This is a genomic window from Streptomonospora sediminis (assembly GCF_054778995.1).
In genome coordinates this window covers 24,221-44,024 of sequence record NZ_BAAGYZ010000117.1, presented here as the reverse complement: position 1 = coordinate 44,024, position 19,804 = coordinate 24,221, and the positions used below count along the sequence as shown (strand labels likewise).

Annotated in this window: 14 protein-coding genes and 1 tRNA gene; 12 read left to right on the top strand and 3 right to left on the bottom strand. The window is 71.3% G+C overall.

Going from position 1 to position 19,804, the window contains the following annotated elements; genetic code table 11:
* Positions 1 to 28: 28 nt before the first annotated feature.
* Positions 29 to 901: a hypothetical protein gene (locus tag ACYVD5_RS23380; RefSeq protein WP_461003274.1), complete on the top strand. Its 873-nt coding sequence runs from the start codon at positions 29 to 31 to the stop codon at positions 899 to 901.
* A 71-nt stretch (positions 902 to 972) separates the two neighbouring features.
* Here ACYVD5_RS23380 and ACYVD5_RS23375 read toward each other — a convergent pair whose 3' ends face one another.
* Positions 973 to 2,796 (bottom strand): bis-aminopropyl spermidine synthase family protein, encoded by a 1,824-nt coding sequence (locus ACYVD5_RS23375; protein ID WP_461003273.1) that lies wholly within the window; start codon positions 2,794 to 2,796, stop codon positions 973 to 975.
* A 728-nt stretch (positions 2,797 to 3,524) separates the two neighbouring features.
* Here ACYVD5_RS23375 and gltB point away from each other — a divergent pair.
* From gltB to pyk, 6 genes are all read left to right on the top strand, one after another.
* Positions 3,525 to 8,090, top strand: coding sequence for a glutamate synthase large subunit (gene gltB / locus ACYVD5_RS23370; RefSeq protein ID WP_461003272.1), 4,566 nt, complete (start codon positions 3,525 to 3,527; stop codon positions 8,088 to 8,090).
* Between the two features lie 33 nt (positions 8,091 to 8,123).
* On the top strand, positions 8,124 to 9,587 hold the full coding sequence (locus ACYVD5_RS23365; protein ID WP_461003271.1) for a glutamate synthase subunit beta: 1,464 nt from the start codon (positions 8,124 to 8,126) through the stop codon (positions 9,585 to 9,587).
* Between the two features lie 314 nt (positions 9,588 to 9,901).
* The gene (locus ACYVD5_RS23360) at positions 9,902 to 10,300 is read left to right on the top strand and encodes a DUF2784 domain-containing protein (RefSeq protein ID WP_461003270.1); all 399 of its coding nucleotides are present in this window, start codon (positions 9,902 to 9,904) and stop codon (positions 10,298 to 10,300) included.
* Between the two features lie 131 nt (positions 10,301 to 10,431).
* A complete protein-coding gene (locus ACYVD5_RS23355; protein ID WP_461003269.1) occupies positions 10,432 to 11,334 on the top strand; it encodes a prenyltransferase in 903 nt (300 codons plus the stop codon).
* A 300-nt stretch (positions 11,335 to 11,634) separates the two neighbouring features.
* Entirely contained in the window at positions 11,635 to 12,189 is a 555-nt protein-coding gene (locus ACYVD5_RS23350; RefSeq protein WP_461003298.1) for a type 1 glutamine amidotransferase domain-containing protein, read from the top strand.
* Positions 12,190 to 12,260: 71 nt separating this feature from the next.
* Positions 12,261 to 13,691, top strand: a complete 1,431-nt coding sequence (gene pyk / locus ACYVD5_RS23345; protein WP_461003268.1) for a pyruvate kinase — start codon at positions 12,261 to 12,263, stop codon at positions 13,689 to 13,691.
* A 177-nt stretch (positions 13,692 to 13,868) separates the two neighbouring features.
* On the opposite strand, the gene ACYVD5_RS23340 is transcribed toward pyk, so the two are convergent.
* A complete protein-coding gene (locus ACYVD5_RS23340; RefSeq protein ID WP_461003267.1) occupies positions 13,869 to 14,807 on the bottom strand; it encodes a DUF1266 domain-containing protein in 939 nt (312 codons plus the stop codon).
* A 210-nt stretch (positions 14,808 to 15,017) separates the two neighbouring features.
* Between ACYVD5_RS23340 and ACYVD5_RS23335 the strand changes: the two genes are divergently transcribed.
* Complete coding sequence (locus ACYVD5_RS23335) at positions 15,018 to 15,140, top strand: hypothetical protein (RefSeq protein WP_461003266.1); 123 nt, start codon at positions 15,018 to 15,020, stop codon at positions 15,138 to 15,140.
* Here the strand turns inward: ACYVD5_RS23335 and ACYVD5_RS23330 are convergent.
* Positions 15,130 to 15,206: transfer RNA gene (locus ACYVD5_RS23330), tRNA-Leu, on the bottom strand. The genes ACYVD5_RS23335 and ACYVD5_RS23330 overlap by 11 nt on opposite strands.
* 147 nt (positions 15,207 to 15,353) lie before the next feature.
* Here ACYVD5_RS23330 and ACYVD5_RS23325 point away from each other — a divergent pair.
* The 4 genes from ACYVD5_RS23325 to ACYVD5_RS23310 all read left to right on the top strand — a co-directional run bounded on the left by ACYVD5_RS23325 (position 15,354) and on the right by ACYVD5_RS23310 (position 19,658).
* On the top strand, positions 15,354 to 15,926 hold the full coding sequence (locus tag ACYVD5_RS23325) for an ANTAR domain-containing response regulator (protein WP_461003297.1): 573 nt from the start codon (positions 15,354 to 15,356) through the stop codon (positions 15,924 to 15,926).
* 383 nt (positions 15,927 to 16,309) lie between these two features.
* Complete coding sequence (locus ACYVD5_RS23320; RefSeq protein ID WP_461003265.1) at positions 16,310 to 17,779, top strand: branched-chain amino acid ABC transporter permease; 1,470 nt, start codon at positions 16,310 to 16,312, stop codon at positions 17,777 to 17,779.
* A gap of 12 nt (positions 17,780 to 17,791) precedes the next feature.
* Positions 17,792 to 18,778 carry a branched-chain amino acid ABC transporter permease gene (locus ACYVD5_RS23315; RefSeq protein ID WP_461003264.1) on the top strand — a complete coding sequence of 329 codons (987 nt, stop codon included), beginning with the start codon at positions 17,792 to 17,794 and terminating at the stop codon, positions 18,776 to 18,778.
* Positions 18,768 to 19,658, top strand: a complete 891-nt coding sequence (locus ACYVD5_RS23310) for an ABC transporter ATP-binding protein (protein WP_461003263.1) — start codon at positions 18,768 to 18,770, stop codon at positions 19,656 to 19,658. Before ACYVD5_RS23315 ends, ACYVD5_RS23310 begins: the two co-directional genes overlap by 11 nt.
* Positions 19,659 to 19,804: the final 146 nt, after the last annotated feature.

Below are 19,804 nucleotides of genomic sequence, written 5' to 3'. Positions count from 1 at the left end.
AGAGGTTCTGGTGTCTTCTAAGTCGTCTGTGTCCGGTACCCCCGGCCGGCGGAGAAAAACCGACGAAGCCGACTCCGCCATCGAGGGTCTGGCCGCGGGTCCCGCTCGCCGCAAGGGCGCCCGCCGCCGGCGCAGGAGCTCCTCCCGCGCCAAGCCGCGCGGGCGGATGCTGCCGATCCTGCTGGGTGTGCTCGGGGTCGCGGTGGTGGCGCTGGTGGTCGTCCTCGTTCTGCAGTTCGTCTCCGGCGGGGCCGCCGCTCCGGCCAACCCCGTACCGACGGCCTACGAGATCCACGACTCCGGCAATGAGGTGCTCGCCACGCGCGAGTCCGATTCCCGCCCGCTGAACAAGCGAGAGCTGTTCGGCGAGGACAACAAGCAGATCGACAGCGACAGCCAGGGCATCACCTTCGAGCTGCAGTCGTCGTCGCTGGGCAAGGACTGCTCCGCCGCCGTGTGGGGCGACCGGGTGCGCACAGCGCTGTCCGACGCCGGTTGCACCCAGGCCGCGCAGGCCGGCTACACCTCCGCCGACCACGTCGGAGCGGCCACCATCTTCAATCTGCGCGACCAGCAGGCCGCCCAGGCCGTTGCGACGGCTCTGCAGCCGCCCAAGGGCGAACAGGCCGACCCTGCGGGCTTCATCACGGTTCCCGCGGCCGAGGAGGACCCGTTCTCCAGCCTGGGTGCCGGCTACAGCGCCGCCGAGGCCACCGTCAGCGGGCACTACCTGACCGTGACCTGGGTGCAGTCGGTCGACTCCACCGATCCGGCCGAGCGCGAGAGCCTGGTCTCCCCGCTGATCGTGCTGGGCGGCTTCCGCGACTTCATGTACAACCGCGTCGTGCAGCTGGAGAACCTCCAGGAGCAGCAGCAGGCCGCGAACCCGCCGGTGGCCTGACCGCCCGGGTTCCGCGGCGGGCCGGCCGCAGCCGGAGCAGCCGGATCGGGGCCGATCCGGCTGCGGCCGGATCAGGTCCCGGTTGCGGCGGGGCCGCCGGGCGGATCGGCGCGGTCGCCGGCGGCCTGCTCGGCCAGCTCCGCCGCTGCGGCCCGCAGCTGCGGCATCCGGTGCGCCGGCAGATCGAGCAGGGTGTGCCCGCTGAGCCAGGGCGCGGCGGCGGCGACCGCGTGCCGGGCCGTGCGCTTGTTGACGGTGCGCCCGGCTGCGGCGGCGACCCGCACCATTGCCTCGCGCAGCGTGCCCGCGAGCCTGCCGTGGGCGCGTCGCTGGCAATGCGCCAGCAGTTCCTCGGCCGCATCGCCGGCAGCGGCCCCCGAACCGCCGCCGGCGGTGCGCTCGGTGGCCTGCACGGTGGTCAGCCGCGGCCCGGGGATGCCGCGCAGGAACCGGACCGTGAAGCGCGGCGCCAGCAGTGCGGCCAGTTCCCGCTGGCCCGCCTGGTCGCGGACCTGGGGGTGGGTGGCGGGCACCACCGCGGCGACCGCGCCGTCCGGCGCGGCCAGCACCGCTCTGGCCAGCAGATCCGACCAGCCTCCGGTCAGGTCCACCGCTGCGCTGCCGGCTTCGGCGGGGGACTCCAGCCAGGTGCCCAGCTTGACGCTGCGGGGGGTGCGCGGTGCCGCGGCGGCGCCACGCGGGTCGGCTGCGCCGCCGTCGCCCTCGCCGCCGTCGGGCCCGGCCGGTTCGGCGGTGCGGGGGAGCGGTTCCAGCGCTGCGCGCGGCCACTCGCCCACGGCGGTATCGGCCGCAGCGCGTTGGAGTACGGCGCGCGCATCGGCCTCCTCCAGCGCGCCGCCCGCCTCGGCGGCGTTGGCGCCGCGGCTGTAGACGCGCGCCTTGGCGGCCGCGCCGCGCGTGCCCTGCGGGGTGCGGCCGGTGGGCCGCAGCAGGTACATGTCGGCGGACGCCCCGATCGCTTCGGCGCCCAGGTAGCGGTTGAACTCGGGCCACAGCGCCTCGGTGACCAGGCCCAGCGCGCTCAGCCGCGCCTGGGTCCGGGCGGTCAGCGCCGGTGTGGTCTCGCTGGCGCCGTAGGCCAGCAGCACCCGGGCGCGCTGGGGGGCCGTCAGGCCCTCCAAGCTGCGGCGCAGGAAGAGTTCGACACCTTCGGGGGTGTAGGGCGGGTCGGTGAAGGCCAGGTCGCAGCTTTCGCGCACGGCCGGCGGCAGCCCCAGGCGCAGGTCGGCGAAGTAGCAGCGCACCGGTAGGCCCAGGCGCTCGGCGGCGGCGTCGATATAGGCCAGCATCCGCTCGTCGATGTCGACCACCACCGCCTCCAGCCCGGGGTGCACCAGGGTCGCGGCCAGCGAGGTGAGGTCGTGGTCGCCCACGCACAGCAGTCGCGCGCCGTCGAGGGCGAAAGCGGAGTCCAGCAGCACGGCGCGGCGCAGCGCGGTGCCGGCGGTCGCGGTCACGTGGTCCAGGTCGGTGCGCGGGGCGGGCGCCTCTGCGATCAGCCGGTCCAGCTCCGCTGCCGCCCGGGTGCGGCCGCCGGCGAGGTGGGCGACGGGGTCGGCGGGCTCGGGGCGGGCGCAGCCCGCGTAGTCGCCGGTCCGCAGCAGGCGCACCCGCGTTCCGGTGCGGTCCCATTCGGCCTCGCCGTCGCCGGCCAGCGCGTCGAGCACGGCCCGGACCGCGCGGTGGGCGACCGCCGTGCGGTGCACCAGGTCGCGCGGGGACCACCAGCCGCCTTCGGCCAGCGCCGCGAGTACCCGGTACACGCGCGGCGCGGCGATGCCCTGGTTGGCGAGCAGCTCCGACAGGGCCGAGCGGTGGGCGGAATCCTGCTGGTCGGTGCGCCCCAAGAAGGGGGCGCCGGTGTCGTCGTGCACCTCTAGATCATCCCGCATCGGGGGAGGGGGTTGGCGCCGCGGTGTTCCGGCCTCGGCCGGCGGCGCCGGCCGCAGCGGCGGCGGTGGCGGCCCCGGTCCGCCCCGGGAACCGGCGGCCAAAGCGGTACGGGACGGCCGCGCCGGCGGTCCCCGTAACCCTGTGGCCTGCACAGCCGCGCCGGCCGCGGGCCGCGGTATGTGGCACGGGTCGCAACCGAAACTGACCGCGCCTTTATGTCGGTCCTGTTGCCTGCGGGTACGCTGGCTGTGAACCGAGACTCCCCCCGGTGCCCGCGGCCGGATCGGGGCGGGGTACCGTTTTCCACGTTTCGCATGTCGGATCCACTGCCGGATCAACGTGGATCGGGGCAAAAGGGATGTTTGCCGAGCACGTCGCTTGGAAAGATCACGGCTAGCTCCGAGTGGGCGGGTCGACGCCGACCCTCCCGCGGCGGGCACCGCACTGTGGCGGTGCCCGCGTTCGCTTTGGTCTAGACCACCGATTTCACCTCGGGGCTGGACCGCTTGTATAACTGACTGACACACGAGTGTGGCCACTGAACTGGGCCAACACCGGTTACCACGAGGACGTGACACAGGTCCGGCGCCAACGCCGGCTGTGGGACCGGTGCCAGCAGGAACCGCCTTCGCATGCTGACGCAGCAGGGCCAATGTCGTCCCGGATGCGCTTTCCCGAGAAGCCCATACGTACGACGACAGGAGGGTAGATGCCTGCTGGCCAGGTGCAGCGTTCGTCCGGCCAAGCGAACGCCGAGTCCACTCAACAGGGCCTGTACGACAGTGCCTACGAGCACGACGCCTGCGGCGTGGGATTCGTCGCCGACCTCTCCGGCCGTCGCAGCCACGAAATCGTCGAAAAGGCGCTGACGGTGCTGCGCAACCTCGACCACCGCGGCGCCGCGGGTGCCGACCCCGAGGACGGCGACGGCGCCGGGATCATCACCCAGGTCCCCGACGCCCTCTACCGCGAAGTCTGCGGGTTCGCCCTGCCCGAAGCCGGCCGCTACGCCACGGGCATCGCGTTTTTGCCCGCCGACTCCGCCGAGCGTGCCGCCACCACCGCCGCGATCGACGCGATCGCGGCCGAGGAGGGCCTGCGCGTCCTCGGCTGGCGCGACCTGCCCTGCGACCCGCACTTCTGCGGACCCGCTGCGCGCGAGGTCATGCCCCACTTCGGGCAGCTCTTCCTGGCAGGCGCCGAGGGCACCGCCGCCGCGGGCCTGGGCGGTGTCGAGCTGGAGCGTTACGCCTACTGCCTGCGCAAGCGCGCCCAGCACGAGGCCGGCGTGTACTTCCCGAGCCTGTCGCCGCGCACCATCACCTACAAGGGCATGCTCACCACGCCGCAGCTGGAGCCGTTCTTCCCCGACCTGTCGGACCGGCGCTTCGCCAGCGGCCTGGCGCTGGTGCACTCGCGGTTCTCCACGAACACGTTCCCGTCGTGGCCGCTGGCCCACCCCTTCCGCTTCGTCGCCCACAACGGCGAAATCAACACCGTCAAGGGCAACCGGAACATGATGCGGGCCCGCGAGGCCACACTGGCCAGCGACCTGCTGCCCGGCGAGATCTCGCGCATCTTCCCCATCATCGACCCCGAGGACTCCGATACCGCGTCCTTCGACGCCGCCCTGGAGCTGCTGCACCTGGGCGGGCGCTCGCTGCCGCACGCGGTGCTGATGATGATCCCCGAGCCGTGGGAGAACCACGCCGAGATGGACCCGCAGGTGCGGGCGTTCTACGAGTTCCACTCCATGCTCATGGAGCCCTGGGACGGCCCCGCCTCGGTCTCGTTCACCGACGGCTCGCTGGTCGGCGCGGTGCTGGACCGCAATGGCCTGCGCCCCGGCCGCTACTGGGTCACCGACGAAGGCATGGTCGTGCTCGCCAGCGAGGCCGGCGTGCTCGACACCGACTCCTCGCGCATCGTGCGCAAGGGCCGACTGCAGCCCGGCCGCATCTTCGTCGTCGACACCGAGCAGGGCCGCATCATCGAGGACGAGGAGATCAAGGCCGAGCTGGCGGCCCAGCATCCCTACGCCGAATGGCTGGAGCGCGGCGTGGTGGCGCTGTCGGAGCTGGACCCCGGCGAGCCCGCCCCGGTCGGCGACCTGGTGCACGACCAGCAGGTCTTCGGTTACACCGAGGAAGAGCTGCGCATCATCCTGACCCCGATGGCGCGCACCGGTGCCGAGCCGATCGGGTCCATGGGCACCGACACCCCGGTCGCCGCCCTGTCGGCCAAGTCCCGCCAGCTCTTCGACTACTTCTCGCAGGGCTTCGCGCAGGTGACCAACCCGCCGCTCGACGCCATCCGCGAGGAGCTGGTCACCAGCCTGCACACCGCGCTGGGCGCCGAGGAGAACGTGCTCTCGCCCGACCCCGAGGACTGCCGGCGCATCGTGCTGCCCACACCGGTGCTCGACGAGGCCGGTCTCGCCTCGATCGTGCGCGCCGGGACCGCCGCGGGCGGCAACCCCGCGTTCCGCACCTTCACCGCCAACGGCACATACGAGGTCGCCGGAGGCGGAGCGGCGCTGTCGGCGCGGCTCGACGAGATCTGCGCCGAGGTGTCGGCGGCCATCGCCGACGGCGCCCACATCGTCGTCCTCTCCGACCGCGGCGCCGGCCCCGACCGCGCGCCGATACCGTCGCTGCTGCTCACCGGCGCCGTCCACCACCACCTGGTGCGCGAGAAGACCCGCACCGAGGTCGGCCTGGTGGTCGAGGCCGGCGACGTCCGCGAATGCCACCACGTGGCGCTGCTGCTGGGCTACGGCGCCTCGGCGGTCTCGCCGTATTTGACCCTGGCCACGGTGCGCGACATGGTCGAGCGCGGTGTCATCGGCGGTATCGGCGCCGACGAGGCCGTGGCCAACACGGTCAAGGCGTTCGGCAAGGGCGTCCTGAAGATCATGTCCAAGATGGGCGTCTCGACGGTCAGCTCCTACACCGGCGCGCAGATCTTCGAGGCGCTGGGCCTGGGGGCCGAGGTCATCGACCGGTGCTTCGCCGGCACGCCCTCGCCGCTGGGCGGCATCGGCTTCGACGTGCTGGCGGCCGAGGTCGCCGAGCGCCACGGCACCGCCTACGCCGACAACCCGGCCGACCACCGGCGGCTCGCCGTCGGCGGCGAGTACCAGTGGCGCCGCGAGGGCGAACCGCACCTGTTCAGCCCCGAGACCGTGTTCAAGCTGCAGCACGCCACCAGTTCGCGCCGCTACGAGATCTTCAAGGAGTACACGGCCGGGATCGACGACCAGGCGAGCCGCCTGATGACCCTGCGCGGGCTGTTCCGCCTCAAGGAGGGCGTGCGCGAGCCCGTGCCCATCGAGGAGGTCGAACCGGTCTCGGAGATCGTCAAGCGGTTCTCCACCGGCGCGATGTCCTACGGCTCGATTTCGGCCGAGGCCCACGAGACCCTCGCCATCGCCATGAACCGGCTGGGCGGCAAGTCCAACACCGGCGAGGGCGGCGAGGACTCCGGCCGCTTCACCCCCGACGGCAACGGCGACCTGCGGCGCAGCGCCATCAAGCAGGTCGCGTCGGGCCGGTTCGGGGTGACCTCGCACTACCTCACCAACGCCGACGACATCCAGATCAAGATGGCCCAGGGCGCCAAGCCCGGCGAGGGCGGCCAGCTGCCCGGGCACAAGGTGTACCCGTGGATCGCCGGCACCCGCCACTCCACGCCCGGTGTCGGCCTGATCTCGCCGCCGCCCCACCACGACATCTACTCCATCGAGGACCTCGCCCAACTCATCCACGACCTGAAGAACGCCAACCCGCAGGCGCGGGTGCACGTGAAGCTGGTCTCCGAGGCGGGCGTGGGCACCGTCGCCGCAGGCGTGTCCAAGGCGCACGCCGACGTGGTACTGATCTCCGGGCACGACGGCGGCACCGGCGCATCGCCGCTGACCTCGCTGAAGCACGCCGGCACCCCCTGGGAGCTCGGGCTGGCCGAAACCCAGCAGACCCTGCTGCGCAACGGGCTGCGCGACCGCATCGTCGTGCAGGCCGACGGGCAGATGAAGACCGGGCGCGACGTCATCGTCGCCGCGCTGCTGGGTGCCGAGGAGTACGGCTTCGCGACCGCCCCGCTGGTGGTCTCGGGCTGCGTCATGATGCGCGTGTGCCACCTGGACACCTGCCCGGTGGGTGTGGCCACGCAGAACCCGGAGCTGCGCAAGCGCTACTCCGGCCAGGCCGACTTCGTGGTGAACTTCTTCGAGTTCGTCGCCGAGGAGGTCCGCGAGTACCTGGCGGCCCTGGGCTTCCGCAGTCTGGACGAGGCCGTCGGCGCCGTCGACCTGCTCGACACCGCCGGGGCGGTGGACCACTGGAAGGCCTCCGGGCTGGACCTGGCACCCGTCCTGCACGAGGTCGGCCCGTGGGCCGACGACCACCGCCACCGGGTCCGCGGCCAGGACCACGGATTGGAGAAGGCGCTGGACAACACGCTGATCCAGTTGGCCGAGGGCGCCCTGGAGTTCGGTGAGCCGCTGAAGCTGGACCTGCCGGTGCGCAACGTCAACCGGACGGTCGGCACGATGCTCGGCCACGAGATCACCAAGCGCTACGGCGCCGAGGGCCTGCCCGAGGACACCGTCGACATCGCCTTCACCGGCTCGGCGGGCCAGTCCTTCGGCGCGTTTGCGCCGCGGGGTGTCACGCTGCGGCTGTCCGGCGACGCCAACGACTACGTCGGCAAGGGGCTTTCCGGCGGCCGGATCACCGTCCGCCCGCCCGAGGACGTGCCGTTCGCCCCCGAGCGCCACATCATCGCCGGCAACGTCATCGCCTACGGTGCGACCTCGGGCGAGGTGTTCCTGCGCGGGGTCGTGGGCGAGCGGTTCTGCGTGCGCAACTCCGGCGCGCTCGCCGTCGCCGAGGGCGTCGGCGACCACGGGTGCGAGTACATGACCGGGGGGCGCGCCGTCGTCCTGGGCAGTACCGGGCGCAACTTCGCCGCGGGGATGTCGGGCGGTATCGCCTACGTGCTCGATCTCGACCCCGACCGGGTCAACGGCGGGATGGTCGACATCGACCCGCTCGACGACACCGACCTGGAGTTCCTGCGCGACGTGCTGGAGCGCCACCGCGAGGCCACCGGGTCGGGCGTCGCCGCCGGGCTGCTGGCCGACTTCGGCACCGCCGCCACCCGGTTCGGCAAGGTCATGCCGCGCGACTACAAGCGGGTGCTGGCCGCCCAGGCCGAGGCCGAGCGCGCGGGCCGGGATGTCGGCGAGGCCATCATGGCCGCAGCACAGTCCTGAACGTCGGCCGGATACGAAAGGAGGGACACCACCATGGCTGACCCGAAGGGTTTCCTCAAGATCACCGAGCGGGAGTTGCCCGCTCACCGCCCCGTCGACGTGCGCATCCAGGACTGGAGCGAGGTCTACGAGGACCTCGACCGCGGCGCGGTCGTCAAGCAGGCGTCTCGCTGCATGGACTGCGGCATCCCGTTCTGCCACAACGGCTGCCCGCTGGGCAACCTCATCCCCGAGTGGAACGACCTGGTTTACCGCCACGACTGGGGCGAGGCAATCGAGCGGCTGCACGCCACCAACAACTTCCCGGAGTTCACCGGGCGGCTGTGCCCGGCCCCGTGCGAGTCGGCGTGCGTGCTGGGTATCAACCAGCCGGCCGTGACCATTAAGAACGTCGAGAACTCCATCATCGACCGCGCCTGGGCCGAAGGCTGGGTGCGGCCGCAGCCGCCGCGGGTGCGCACCGGCAAAACCGCGGCGGTGGTGGGTTCGGGACCGGCCGGGCTGGCGGCCGCCCAGCAGCTCACCCGGGCCGGCCACGACGTCACCGTCTATGAGCGGGCCGACCGCATCGGCGGGCTGCTGCGCTACGGCATCCCCGAGTTCAAGATGGAAAAGCGCCACATCGAACGCCGGCTGGGGCAGATGCGGGCCGAGGGCACCGTTTTCCGCACCGGCGTGGACGTTGGCGCCGACCTCGGCGTCGACGAGTTGCGTGCCCGGCACGACGCCGTGCTGCTGGCCGGCGGCGCCACCGCCTGGCGCGACCTGCCGGTGACCGGGCGCGAGCTCGACGGCGTGCACCAGGCGATGGAGTACCTGCCGCTGTCCAACCGGGTGCAGGAGGGCGACTTCGCAGAGCCCGCGATCAGCGCCGAGGGCAAGCACGTGATCGTCATCGGCGGCGGCGACACCGGCGCCGACTGCGTGGGAACCGCGCACCGCCAGGGTGCGGCCTCGGTCACCCAGCTGGAGATCATGCCCAAGCCGCCCAAGGAGCGCCCGCAGAACCAGCCCTGGCCGACCATGCCGATGGTCTACAAGGTCAGCACCGCCCACGAGGAGGGCGGCGAGCGGCTCTACTCCGTCAACACGCTGGAGTTCCTCGGCGACGACCAGGGGCGCGTCCGCGCGCTGAAGCTGGTCGACGTGCAGCGCACCGCGTCCGGGTTCGAGCCGGTGCCCGGCAGCGAGCGCGAGATCCCGGCCGGCCTGGTGACCCTGGCGATGGGCTTCGTGGGCCCGCAGAAGGCCGGGCTGATCGAGGAGCTGGGGGTGGAGCTGGACGGGCGCGGCAACGTCGTGCGCGACACCGACTACGCCACGACCGTCGACGGCGTGTACTGCGCCGGCGACATGGGCCGGGGCCAGTCGCTGATCGTGTGGGCGATCGCCGAGGGCCGCTCCGCTGCGGCGGGCGTGGACCGCTACCTCAGCGGCGGCGGCACCAGCCTGCCCACCGCCATCCCGCCCACGGAGCGTCCGCTGACCGCGGGCTGACCGCGAGCCGCCGCAGGGCAGGCCGGGGGCGGGCAGCCGCTTCCGGCCGTGGCGCTCCGCTCGATTCGGGCGCGCCCCAACCCCGCGGCCGAACGCAGTCTCCGGCACGGGTTTTCGAGATCCCGCGGGCCGCCGGCGCAGCCGCCGGCGGCCCGCATCGCTTCCTGCGGTACCGCCTTCAGCACTGCCTGCAGGGCTGCGGGCACGCGGGGCAGCGGGCAGGGGAGCCGGGCTCCGGCGCGGCCGGTGCCGGCGGAGCCGGAAGCGGTGCGCCGGCGGGCATCCCGGTGGGGCCGGTGGGCAGGAATCCGTACATGGGCTTCCGCCTGATCGCCGACGCAGCGATGCTGATCCACTTCGGCTTCCTGTGCTACGTGGCGCTGGGCGGATTGCCGGTATGGCGGCGGCCGCACGCGATCTGGCCGCATCTCGCCGTATGTGCCTACGCCGTGGGCATCGTCGACTTCGAGTGGCACTGCCCGCTGACTCTGGTCGAGGACTGGGCGCGCAGGCAGGCGGGGATGGAGGGCCTGCCGCCCAGCGGGTTCATCGACCACTACCTCACCGGCGTGATCTACCCCGAGCACCTGCTGCTGGAGGTCGAGTTCGCGGTGGGGGTGTTCGTGGGGCTGACCTGGCTGGTGGCGCTGGTGCTGCTGGTGCGGCGGCGCCGTGCGCGCAACAGGAGCGGCGAAGAGCCCGAGCCGCGTTAAGGAATCGTGATTTTTCGCAGCGATCAATGTCTCAAATCAGGCATATTGCAGGTAAAGAAGCTAGTAAAAACGGGAGCTAACGGGCATTTCGCCTTTGATGGGGTGCCGCATGTCAGGCGTACATTCGTGGCATGACCTCAGTGACCCCGGAAGCCCTCCGCTCCGCGGAGCACTTCATCTCGCGCAACGCCCGACTGATCGACCGGCACCGCTTCGCCTACCACTTCCGCAACGGACCGCCCGGCCCCATCCGTTCGGCCCTGGAGTCCTACCGCAACCTCGACGGCGGATACGGCAACGGACTCGAACCCGACCTGCGCGGCCACGGCAGCCAGCCCGCAGCGGTCGTCATGGCCCTGCGCTACCTGGAGGAACTCGGCCCGATCCCCGGCGACATCGCCGAAGGCATCGGCCGCTACCTCACCAGCGTCACCCACGACAACGGGGGAGTGCCGCCGGTGCTGCCCACGGTCCGCCACACCGAGGCCGCGCCGCGGTGGCGCGAGGCCGACGACTTCAGCGGTGCGCTCAACCCCACGGCCGCGCTGGTCGGCCTGATGCACCGCCGCCGCGTCTGCCACGCCTGGCGCGACCGCGCCACCGCCTACTGCTGGACCCGCATCGGTGCCCTGCGCTGGACCAAGCCCGAAGAGGCCATCGCGGTGTGCACCTTCCTGGAGCACGTATCCGACCGCAAGCGCGCCGAGGCCGAGTTCGAGCGGCTCACCCCGGCCATCCGCGCCGTCATCGAGACCGACCCAGAAGCCCGGGGCCACGTCCACAAGCCGCTGGACCTCGCCTTCCGCCCCGACCACATTGCACGGCGGCTGTTCACCGAATCCGAGATCTCGGCCAACCTCGACGCCCTCACCGAGCAGCAGCGCGACGACGGCGGCTGGGACATCAACTGGGACAGCTGGGCGGGCAGCGCCCGCAACGAATGGCGCGGAATGCGCACCGTCGCCAACCTGAAGATCCTGCGCGACTACGGCCGCCTCGCAGCCGACGTCCCCGCGACCGCGCGCACCGGCTGAGGCCACCGCGCCGCCTTGCGCCCGGGTGCAAAGACCAGCGCCCGGGCCCAAGGCGACGCGGCGAACGCCCGTCGGCTGCAAACCCGCCCCGTCGAACCCCCGAGTTCCTGAAGACCGGTCCCCGAAGCCCGGCACCGGCACAGCCGCGCCCGAGCGTGGCGGCCGCCACGCGTAAGCCCCCGCATCCTGGGCAGCGGAAACCCCAGTGGCCCGCCGCGCCCGCGGCAGGGCACCGGCCGCGGCCCGCCGGCAGGCCACCGCGCCAAGCACGCCACGCACGCGAAGGGGGACGTGAAACCCATGGCTACCGACCTCGGCGGCTCCATTGTCGCCTTCCTCGCCGCCCCGGAGGGCACCGAGCAGATCGAGCTGACCGAGCCCTGGGCGGCGGTTGAGAAGGCCGGCGGCCGGCCGCAGCTCGTCTCCACTTCAGCGGGGCAGATCCAGGGCTTCAACCACCTGGACAAGGGCGACACCTTTACCGTGCACGCCACAGTCGACGACGTCGGCGCCGCCGACTTCATCGGTCTCGTGCTGCCGGGCGGCGTCGCCAACCCGGACTTCCTGCGCACCGTCCCGCGTGCGGTCTCCTTCACCAAGGAGTTCTTTGACACAGGCAAGCCGGTCGCCGCGATCTGCCACGCGCCCTGGACCCTGGTCGAGGCCGACGCGGTCGCCGGGCGCCGGCTCACCTCGTTCCCGAGCCTGCGCACGGACATCGTCAACGCAGGCGGGGAGTGGTCGGACGAGGAGGTCGTCGTCTGCGCGGCGGGGCCTAACAAACTGGTCACCAGCCGCAAACCCGACGATATCCCGGCGTTCAACGGCGCCCTGCTGGACGCGTTCGCCGAGTAGCGACCAGGTGTACTCCTAGTCGCAACCTGGTTTAGACCACTGCACTATCCAGACGCTTTAGAGTGTTAAGCGTGACACGTCGAGCAAAAATCGTCGCGACTCTCGGTCCCGCGACTTCGAGCCCGGAGAGTATCCGCGCGCTCGTCGACTCGGGACTGGACGTAGCGCGACTCAACCTCAGCCACGGAACGCATGAGGACCACCAGGCCAGCTATACCAACGTCCGGGCGGCCTCCAAGGCCACCGGACGCAGCGTCGGGATCCTCGCTGACCTGCAGGGGCCGAAAATCCGCCTGGGCACCTTCCCCGACGGTCCCGTGGAACTGGCCGCCGGCGACCAGTTCACGGTGACCGTCGAGGACGTCCCCGGCGATCGGCACCGGGTCTCCACCACCTACAAGGGCCTGCCGGGCGATGTCCGCCCCGGCGACCGCGTCCTGATCGACGACGGCAACGTGGTGCTCGAATGCACCAAGGCCACCAGCACCGAGGTCCAGACCCGGGTGCTGATCGGCGGCCGCGTCTCCAACCACAAGGGACTGAACCTCCCCGGCGTCTCGGTCAGCGTGCCGGCGCTCACCGAGAAGGACGAAACCGACCTGCGCTGGGCCCTTGAGCAGGGCGTGGACATGGTCGCGCTGTCCTTTGTGCGCAGCCCGGCCGACGCCGATGACGTCCACCGGATCATGGACGACGTCGGCGTGCGGGTTCCGCTCATCGCCAAGATCGAGAAACCGCAGGCCGTCGAGCGGCTCCAGGACATCATCGAGGTCTTCGACGGCGTCATGGTCGCCCGCGGCGACCTCGGCGTCGAGCTTCCCCTGGAGAACGTCCCGATGGTGCAGAAACGCGCCGTCGAGCGGTGCCGCGACAAGGCCAAGCCGGTTATCGTGGCCACCCAGATGCTGGAGTCCATGATCAACTCGGCGCGGCCCACTCGCGCCGAGACCTCCGACGTCGCCAACGCCGTCCTCGACGGCGCCGACGCGGTCATGCTCTCCGGCGAGACCAGCGTGGGGCAGTACCCGATCGAGACCGTCGAGACCATGGCCCGCATCGTTGCGGCCGCCGAGCAGGAGTCCCTGCGCGCCTCGCACGTCCTCAACCGGGTGCCCGAAACCACCGGAGGGGCCATCGCCCGCGCCGCCGCCGAAGTCGGAGCCACCGTCGGCGCAAAGGCACTGGTCGCCTTCACCATGTCCGGCGAGACCGCGCGCCGCCTGGCCCGCTACCGCTCGCCGATTCCGCTGCTGGCCTTCACCACGCAGGACTCCACGCGCTCGCAACTCGCCCTGACCTGGGGAGCCGAGACCCACTGCGTGCCCTGGGTCGACCACACCGACCAAATGGTCGCCCAGGTCGAGAGCGAGCTGTTGGAGATGGGCATCTACCAGAAGGGCGACAAGATCGTCGTCGTCTCCGGTAGCCCGCCCGGCACCCCTGGGTCGACCAACTCGCTGCGCGTACACCGCATCGGCGACGCCATCGCCCACGGGAACTAGCCCGAAACCGGGGAACCGGCCGGAACCAGCCGCTCTATACGGCCGGCACTCCGAGGGGCACAGCGGAGCATGCGCGTCCGCATACCGGCCCTCACCCCGGCGGGGCCGCGAGGCTTCACCGGGGAGGGGCCGACCGGGCTTGGCGGCCACCCCGCCGCCGGCCCACCTGCCCGCCGGTCAGTGCGGCAGCGCGCTGGGCACGCCGGCCTCGTGGCCGACCCGGTCCAGCGGCATATCCCAGGGCAGTTGGTTCCACGGACTCGCCGGATCGAAGGCGAGCAGGCCCAGCGCGGTCCACGTGCGGTCCCACCCCGGACCCCGCTGGGCGTAGGTGAGCAGGTAACCGCCGTGGAACGCCTCGGTGAGCTGCTGCCAGCCGGCGTAGCGGCGCTGCAGGTCGGCGGCCGCCCGGCGCAGCAGGTTCTGGGTTTCGACCCGGCTGAGCCATTCGAGGCTCGCCCCGCCGCACGCCAATCGGATGATCTGCGCCGAGCGCCACCACTGGTGGGCGGCGATGACCACCGTGTCGGTGCCGCGGGCGGCTCCGGTGACGGCCCGCAACCGGTCGACCTGCTCGGGCGAGAGGCGCACCAGCCGTTCGCGGGGGGAGTCGGGGACGGGGCGGCCGCGCAGCGTTGCGGCGGCGAAGTCGACGTGCAGATCGGCGTCGTCGCCGTTGTGCAGCTCGGTCCAGAGCCGGTCGATGGCCGCCAGCAGCGATGAGCGGTCGACCACACCCCACTCGCGTTCGAAGGCCCTGCGGTAGCGGCGGCGCAGCTGCGGGCGCTCCAGGTCGTCCCAGGGCTCGCCGAGGGCGGCTCGGAAGGGTGCGGCCACGGCGGCGGCCCAGCGCTCGGTGCTGAGCGCGGCATCGGGGTCGGCAGTGCGCAGTGCGGGCGGTTCGCGCGAGCCGATCACGAGTTCGGCGAAGACCCCGGCGGCCAGCAGCACGGCCGGCAGGAACGACCAGAGGGACAGGCCGAGGACGACCAGCACGACGCCTGCGGCGGCCAGCGGGGCCAGCAGCCACGGCTGGCGGCGCTGGGAGCCCCACGCCACGAGGGCCCAGGCGCCGATGGTCAGCGCTTGGGCGATCGCCGCCACCGCGGTCAGCACCAGGTTCTCCTCATACTCCAGCGGACAGCGTGTCGCGGCGGGGACGGGCGGGGCCGGAGCCGCTGTCCAGAACAGTCCCGTTCTTCCAGGATCGGCGACCGCGGGCGGCTGTGGCGACCGTACTCACAGGTTGTGCTCGTGTTGTGGCCGCAATGTGACCGGGTGGCGCCGCGGATGGTCCGCAGGGTGCAGGCGGGGCGCAAGGGGCCGGTGCAGAAGCGGAACGGGCGCGGAGCAGAGCCGCAGCGGCGGATCGAGCGGATCTGCGGGGCGGGCGCCGAGCGCGCCGTACTGCCCGATGGGGGAGCGGCGCTGTGGCGCGTGGTGCCCTGAGTGGGATTCGAACCCACACTGTACGAGGTTTGAGCTCGCTCGCTCTACCGGTTGGCGTATCAGGGCGGCGGGGCCGTATTGGGGGTAAACGGAGCCGGGCGACCGGCGCCGGGGGCGGTCGAGGTCACGCATTGGCTTAAGTTCCCGTGGCCACTGCTCTTTATCTTAGCGGATCTCGGTACGCTCATGTACGTGACGACGACGCAGAGCCGCGTGGTGATCGCGGAAGACGAGGCCCTGATCAGGCTGGACCTCAAGGAGATGCTTGAGGAGGACGGCTATGCCGTTGTGGGCGAGGCCGGTGACGGCGAGACGGCTATACGCCTCGCCACCGAACACAGGCCCGACCTCGTCATTCTCGATATCAAAATGCCAGTGCTGGACGGTCTGTCGGCGGCCGAGCGCATCGCCGCCGAGCGTATCGCCCCCGTCGTCATCCTGACGGCCTTCTCCCAACGGGAACTGGTCGAGCGCGCCCGCGACGCCGGCGCGATGGCCTACCTGGTCAAGCCCTTCAACAAGGCCGACCTGGTCCCGGCGATCGAGATGGCGGTCAGCCGCTACGCCGAGCTCTCCGCGCTGGAGGCCGAGGTCAGCGGGCTGAACGAGCGGCTGGAGACCCGCAAACTGGTCGAGCGCGCCAAGGGCCTGCTGCAGAGCCGGCACGGCCTCAGCGAACCCGAGGCCTTCCGCTGGATCCAGAAGAACTCGATGGACCGCCGCCTGACCATGCGCAAGGTCGCCGAGACCGTCGTCGAGACCCTGGGCGACCAGCAGGAGCGGTGAATCGGCCGCCGCCCGCACGCGGCGAAAACCGCCCCAACCCCCGGCCCCGGCCCGGACCCGTTCCGAGCCGGGGCCTTTCGCATGCAGGTACCGGGATTACCGCACGCCGGGACACCGCGATACCGCGGCCGGCGCCGCGCGTCCGCGCGTTGTGCGCGGGCCGCCCGATCCGCTGCGCACTGTGCACGGAACGGCCGCCGTCAACCGGAGAAATGTCCCGGTTGGATCACGGATGCGCACAAAGTAATGACGTTTGGATCACGCGTCTTTAGACCCGCTGAACACTAGGGGTAAACCGGGCTAAACTCACGCCACCGATCAACAAACCGCCGGAATCGGACACTGCCCGACTCCGGCAACTGACGAATGCGCAAGGAGCGCGCGTGCGCACACGCCTCGTGACGCTGCTGCTCACCCTGATCGCCGCCACCCTCGCGATCCCGGGCGCCGCAGCAGCAGACACCCAGGGCGGTGCGTCGCTATTCGGCCAGATCCGCCAACCGGACAGCGATGACGAAGGTGTCGAAGGAATCGGCATAACCGTCTCGCAGGACGATGAACGGATCGGCGAGGCGACCACCGACTCCGACGGCAATTGGGAAGTGGAACTGCCCGACGCGGGCACCTACCGCGTGGTGCTCGACGAGGAGTCGGTACCCGGCCAATACGAAGTACTCGAACTGCCCGCCGGTGCCGAACGCGAAGTGGAGGTCCGCGCCGACCAGCGCTTCGCGGTCGTCTACCAGCTCGTCCCCGAAGGCGAAGGCGACGTCGCCGCCTCACCGAGCGAATCCGGATCCGACGACGCCGCCTCCAGCGGGGACGGCGAAACCGGCCAGGGCGGCTCCGCGGCCGGAGACGAAGGCGGCGAAGACGAGGGCGTCATCGACACCCCGGCGGCCGCAGCCGGTTCGGGCCCTCTCGACCAGGTCGTCGGGCTGACCGTGGCCGGCCTGCTCTTCGGTCTGATCATCGCCATCTCCTCGGTCGGGCTCTCGCTGATCTTCGGCACCACCAAGCTGATCAACTTCGCGCACGGCGACATGGTCACCTTCGGCGCCATCATGGCGATGATCTTCAGCAGCACCTCGGCGCTGGCCGCACTGCACGAGCCCTTCGAGGGCGTGCCCGGACTCGGCTTCGCCACCAACCCGTTGGTCGTGGGCACGGTGCTGGCGGTGGTCTGCGGCGGCCTGCTCGGCGGGCTGCTGGAGCGCTTCCTGTGGCGGCCGCTGCGCCGCCGCAACGTCGCGATGATCCAGATGTTCATCGTCACCATCGGCATCGCGCTGCTGCTGCGCCACCTCCTGCTGGTCGTCTTCGACGCCAACCGGCAGAAGTACGTGCAGTTCCGCATCCAGGACATGATCGAAGTGGGGCCGATCGCCATCACCCCGCGCGACCTGGGGATCATGGTGGTCTCCATCGCGGTGCTGGTGCTGGTGGCGAGCATGCTGCAGTTCACCCGGGTCGGCAAGGCGATGCGCGCCGTCTCCGACAACCGCGACCTGGCCGAATCCTCGGGCATCGACGTCGACCGGATCACCGTCTACGTCTGGGTGCTGGGCGGCGCCCTGTCGGCCCTGGGCGGCGTCTTCCTCGGTCTGAACCAGTCGGTGTACTGGCAGATGGGCTTCCACCTGCTGCTGTTGATGTTCGCCGCAGTGATCCTGGGCGGTCTGGGCACCGCCTACGGCGCCATGGCCGGCGGCCTGGCGATCGGCCTGGTCGCGCAGCTGTCCACGCTGTGGTTCTCGCCGCAGCTGATGAACGTGTGGGCGCTGCTCATCATGATCGTCGTGTTGTTGGTCCGGCCGCAGGGGATCCTGGGCCGTCGCGAACGGGTCGGCTAGAGGAGACGGACGATGGACATAATGACGATCCTCGCCCTCTCCCTGGAGACGGCGATCGGGCCCGTCGCGGCCATCTACGTGCTCGCGGCCATCGGGCTGAACATGCACTTCGGCTACACCGGGCTGCTCAACTTCGGCCAGGTCGGGTTCATGCTGGTGGGCGCCTACGGGGTGGCCGTCAGCGTGGCGACCTTCGGGCTGCCGCTGTGGGGCGGCTTCTTGGTCAGCCTGGCCTGCTCGGTGGTGCTGGCGCTCGTACTGGGCATCCCCACACTGCGGCTGCGCGCCGACTACCTGGCGATCTCCACGATCGCGGTGGCGGAGGTACTGCGGCTGGTCTACCGCGCGGACTTCGCCCGCCCCGTCACCGGCGGTGTCTACGGCAGGCAGAGCTTCGCCGACGCGTTCTACGCCGCCAACCCCGTTCCGGCGGGCTCCTACGGCCTGGGCGACGTCGACTTCTCCGCCGACGAGCTGTGGCTGATGCTGTGCACCTGGGCGCTGGCCGCACTCGGACTGGTGATGACGGCGATGCTCATGCGCAGCCCCTGGGGCCGTGTCATCAAGGGCATCCGGGAAGACGAGGACGCCGTACGCAGCCTGGGCAAGGACGCCTTCAACTACAAGCTGCAGAGCCTGGTCTTCGGTGGTGTCTTCGGCGGCCTGGCCGGCGTCATGATCGCGCTGAACCAGCAGAACATCACCCCCGACCAGTTCATGCCGCAGGTCACCTTCTACCTGTGGGCGATGCTGCTGCTGGGCGGGGTCGGTACGATCTGGGGCCCGGTCATCGGCCCGGTCATCATGTGGTTCATGCTCACGCTCTTCGACGAGACACTGCGCGGCCTGGCCTCAACGGGAGTCCTGCCGTTCCTGGCGACCTCCGACTCGGGGCCGCTGCGCCACGCCCTCGTCGGGCTGGGGCTGATGCTGCTGATCATCTACCGGCCGCAGGGACTCGTCGGCAACCGCAAGGAGATGCTGGTCAATGTCAAGTGAGGCGACGAGCGGCGCCCCGGGGGCGGACGGCGACCGGATGGCCGGCGCCGAACCGGCGGTCGGCGGGGCCAAGGCCGATGCGATCCTGCAAGCCGAGGGGATCCGCCGCTCCTTCGGCGGCCTGACCGCGGTCGACGTCAAGCACCTGGAGATCCAGCGCGGCACCATCACCGCGCTCATCGGCCCCAACGGGGCCGGCAAGTCCACGCTGTTCAACCTGCTCACCGGGTTCGACCGTGCCGACGCGGGCACCTGGTCGTTCCAGGGCCGCAGGCTCGACGGCATTGCCGGGCACAAGGTCGCCCGGCGCGGCATGGTCCGCACCTTCCAGCTCACCAAGGCGCTGACCCGCCTGACGGTGATGGAGAACATGCTGCTGGCCGCGCCCGGCCAGCTCGGCGAGCGCTTCGCCGGCGCCTTCGCCCGCTGGATGTGGGCCGACCAGGAGGCCGCCAACCGCGAACGGGCCATGGAGCTGCTGGCGCGGTTCAAGCTCGACGCCAAGAAGGACGACATCGCCGGCAGCCTCTCCGGCGGCCAGCGCAAGCTGCTGGAGATGGCCCGCGCGCTCATGGTCGACCCGTCCATGGTGATGCTCGACGAGCCGATGGCCGGCGTGAACCCCGCGCTGGTGCAGTCGCTGCTGGGGCACATCACCGCATTGCGCGACGAAGGGACCACGGTCCTGTTCGTCGAGCACGACATGGACGTGATCATGGGCATCAGCGACTGGATCGTGGTCCTGGCGCAGGGGCAGGTGATCGCCGAAGGGCGCCCCGCCGACATCCGCTCCAACCAGCAGGTCATCGACGCGTACCTGGGCGCCCGCCACGACGACGAACCCGGCGGCGGTGCGCAGGCGAAGGAGGAGCAGACGTGAGCGGATCCGAGGCGGCCGGCGCCCCCAACGACCCCGGCGGCCGGCCGGGGCAGGCCGAGCAGAGCGGGCAGGCCGAGCGGGTGGAGCAGGGCGCCCACGCCGAGCAGAGCGGGCAGGAGAAGCCGGGCGGGCCCGCTGAGCAGCTC